Consider the following 1,909-nt stretch of genomic DNA (forward strand, 5'->3'; position numbering starts at 1 on the left):
GGATAGGAAAGCTTTTGTTGTGCAGCTGCCACAATTCGGAATCAGGACCTTTAAAGTCAATAAATAGAACCTTTAAAACGATAAATCAATATGAATAAATTATATGGACTGCTATCTTGTTTTGTTATCGCGCTAATCGTGTCTTCGACATCGTGTGCTAGTCGCCGATATCATCCTGTTCCCAGTCCAGCAGACTATGTCAATCCATTTATTGGTGCCAGTACAAGTGTTGGTGCCGCAGGTACTTATCATGGTTTGGGAAAGACTTTTCCGGGGGCAACGACACCCTATGGCATGGTGCAGGTGAGCCCTAACACGATTACAGGCGGTGACAACAGCCCAGGGTATAGTTACGAGCATCGCAGTATTGAAGGTTTTGCCTTCACGCAGATGAGTGGAGTAGGCTGGTACGGCGATCTCGGAAATTTTCTGGTGATGCCTACCATCGGTAAGTTGCATACCATTGCGGGTAAGGACGATGGTAGTGTGAGAGGCTACCGTTCGCCTTACAACAAGTCCAGTGAGGTCGCTCAGGCTGGATATTATGCAGTTGATCTTGAACGGTATCATATTCGCGTGGAGGCTACCGCTGCACCACATAGCGGTATGCTTCGTTTTACCTTTCCGCAAAGTAAGGAATCACGTATTCAGATTGACCTGGCGCGTCGCGTTGGCGGCACAGCGATACAGCAATATGTCCGAAAAGTAGATGACTATAGTATTCAGGGATGGATGCGCTGTACGCCTGAGGGGGGCGGCTGGGGCGATGGCGATGGTAAGGCGGATTATACGGTTTACTTTTATGCACGCTTCGATAAACCACTAAAAAAACATGGTATCTGGTCGGCAGAAATCCCTGACGACTGGAAGCGTAAGCGTGACGATGTACAGTCCATCGCTTACCAAAATCGGTTAGCTGAAGCGAAAGTGTGGCCCGGAAAAAATGAACTGGAAGGGAAACACCTTGGCGTGTTCTCCGAATTTGAAACCCGACAGGGCGAGCAGGTCAATCTACAGGTCGGAATTTCCTTCGTCGATATGCAGGGCGCCGAAAATAATTTTAAAAAGGAAATAGCAGGCAAAAATTTCGATCGTGTCCGTCGGGAAGCGAAAGAAATGTGGGATGCACAGCTATCAAAAATCGTTGTCAACGGCGGTACAAAGGATCAAAAAACGATCTTTTATACCTCAATGTACCATACCATGATTGATCCGCGCATTTTTACGGATGTCGATGGACGTTATACGGGCGGCGACAACAGGATCCGCCATAGTGAGGGCTTTACCAAACGGACAATTTTTAGCGGCTGGGATGTCTTCCGGTCACAATTTCCGTTACAAACTTTGATCAACCCCAGCTTAGTAAATGATGAGCTCAATTCATTGATCAGTCTGGCTGATGAATCTGGAAAGGGCTATTTTGAACGCTGGGAATTATTAAATGCGTATTCTGGCTGCATGATCGGCAATCCTGCGCTATCGGTATTGGCAGATGCTTATGCGAAAGGGATACGCAATTACGATGTATCCAAAGCATTAACCTACGCGATCAATACCTCCAAACGGTTTGGCAACGATTCGTTAGGCTACACTCCGGGGGCATTGAGCATTTCGAATACGCTGGAATATGCGTATACCGACTGGTGCATAGCACAACTGGCAAAAGGATTGAACAAGACGGAAACGGAACAAGTGTATTTGGACAAAAGTCAAGCTTACCGAAAGATATTTGATCCGGAAAAAGGCTGGTTCAGACCCCGGAAAAGTGACGGGTCATGGGAGGAATGGCCCGAGAATGCACGCACTAAAGAGTGGTATGGTACCATTGAAAGTAACCCATATCAACAGGGCTGGTTTGTGCCACATGATATTCCCGGCATGATCGAGTTGATGGGTGGGAAAGAAAAAA

1 protein-coding gene is annotated in these 1,909 nt (G+C 47.0%); it reads left to right on the forward strand.

Going from position 1 to position 1,909, the window contains the following annotated elements:
- Nucleotides 1–90: 90 nt before the first annotated feature.
- The coding region (locus tag VN105_RS14735) for a GH92 family glycosyl hydrolase (RefSeq protein WP_325642173.1) at nt 91–1,909 on the forward strand (1,819 nt) is incomplete at its 3' end.

Source organism: Chitinophaga sp. (assembly GCF_035564935.1).
Lineage (GTDB): Bacteria > Bacteroidota > Bacteroidia > Chitinophagales > Chitinophagaceae > Chitinophaga.